This window comes from Chitinispirillales bacterium ANBcel5 (genome assembly GCA_029688955.1).
Classification (GTDB): Bacteria; Fibrobacterota; Chitinivibrionia; order Chitinivibrionales; family Chitinispirillaceae; genus Cellulosispirillum; species Cellulosispirillum alkaliphilum.
The window spans coordinates 1-1545 of the sequence record JARUKZ010000101.1; the positions used below are offsets into that span (position 1 = coordinate 1).

General features: G+C 34.8%; 2 protein-coding genes. Both read right to left on the reverse strand.

Going from position 1 to position 1545, the window contains the following annotated elements; genetic code table 11:
* Window positions 1-345: 345 nt before the first annotated feature.
* Window positions 346-645, reverse strand: a complete 300-nt coding sequence (locus tag QA601_18875; protein MDG5817165.1) for a hypothetical protein — start codon at window positions 643-645, stop codon at window positions 346-348.
* 45 nt (window positions 646-690) lie between these two features.
* Window positions 691-1545: hypothetical protein (locus QA601_18880; protein ID MDG5817166.1), on the reverse strand; the 855-nt coding region annotated here is incomplete at its 5' end.

Here is a 1545-nt window from a genome sequence, read left to right on the forward strand (position 1 = left end):
GCCTTTAGGATCATAACAACATCGTAAATCCTGAAGAGTATCGGTTGTACCAACCAACTTCTTATGTTTTGGTTTAGGCAACCCAAAAATCAATCAATTTTACAGCTAATAGTGCTAAATTGTTATTTGATTCAACACTTTATGCCTATGGAATATCTATACAAAGCTATAATTTTTAATGCAGATAATAATGAAGTACCAAATGTGTAATTAATAAATGCATGGTACGCATAATGCCAACCTATTACCAAAGCAAGAACTTACTTATTTCATTTTATTGGCTGCTACGACTTAACTTAAGGTTTTTTCGCAAAAACAGACAAGCTAAACAAGTATTATACAACTTCACTTTACTTGCTTCAAAATAAATGGCAAATAATATGTAATACCCAAATATGCTATTCCACCAATCGCTAAACCACCGGTAACGAGCATGGCTGTAAATAAAATTTTATTTATTAGCCATGTTTGTTTTGGCACCTCTTTATATATTTCATCCTCAACCCAAATATAATATTTCCCATCTTTAACACGACCACTGAATGCATCTCCACCAATCATGTATTTATGTATAGAAAATGCAGCCATCATAACAAGCACCAAACCAACAAAACAAATAGATGATAATGTTAATATTTTCTTCAAGGACATCCTCCTTAATTTACACTGTAAGAATAACTCGTATTCTAACTATCTCCTGTTGCGGCCACCATAACCTAAGAAAAGACTACCACCAACTCCAGCTGCAAGTTTAAAACCAGTTTTTGGTCCTAATTTACCACCAATACCAACACCACCAATTATTAATGATGCATCTACTCCAATCTTATGCCCAGCTATTTTAATATTGAAAGACACTTTATACTCCATCAACTTAGCATCAGCATTTGCATATAAAGCAAAATTATCCATTCCCGCTCCAGCTTTTGCACTTAAATATTCTACACCACCTTTTATAGTCAAACCATAATTACTTTCTTTATCTGTTAAGCCAATTTCACCACTCATATCAATTATTGAAGCTTGAGCATCTGCCTTGAAATCTCCATAACTGATATCGTTTGTTAGGTAACCTCCTGCTCCAAATAATTTTAAGTAGTTTTCTTGATTGTATAAATCATTATCTTTACCTTCAATTTTCTTTAAATAAAAGTCTCCCCCAATCTTACCACTGCTAAACCAATTTATTTTATCTTCTGTACTTTTATTGCCTTTATCTGAAGCAAAGACATTTCCAGATGTTATCTCAAACTCCGGAAACTCTATTAATTCAGTCTCTGTATTATTCTCTAAATCCCTAAAATCATAATCTATCTTACCAGTTTCTGTTGTTTCAACTGATACAGTATCTGGAGTGCTTTTTTGTTCCCACCTGTCTTCATTCCAAGTATAACCCTCTTTCGCCATTTCTCTTGCGCTACTCTCAGAATATTCCGGAAAAGATGTCCGTCGACCATCAGGATCATTTAAAGCAGTAGGACGACTTCTGCAGTACTCATACAAATTCCACCCATCCACCGGCCCCGCCGGATCCGCACTCAACCA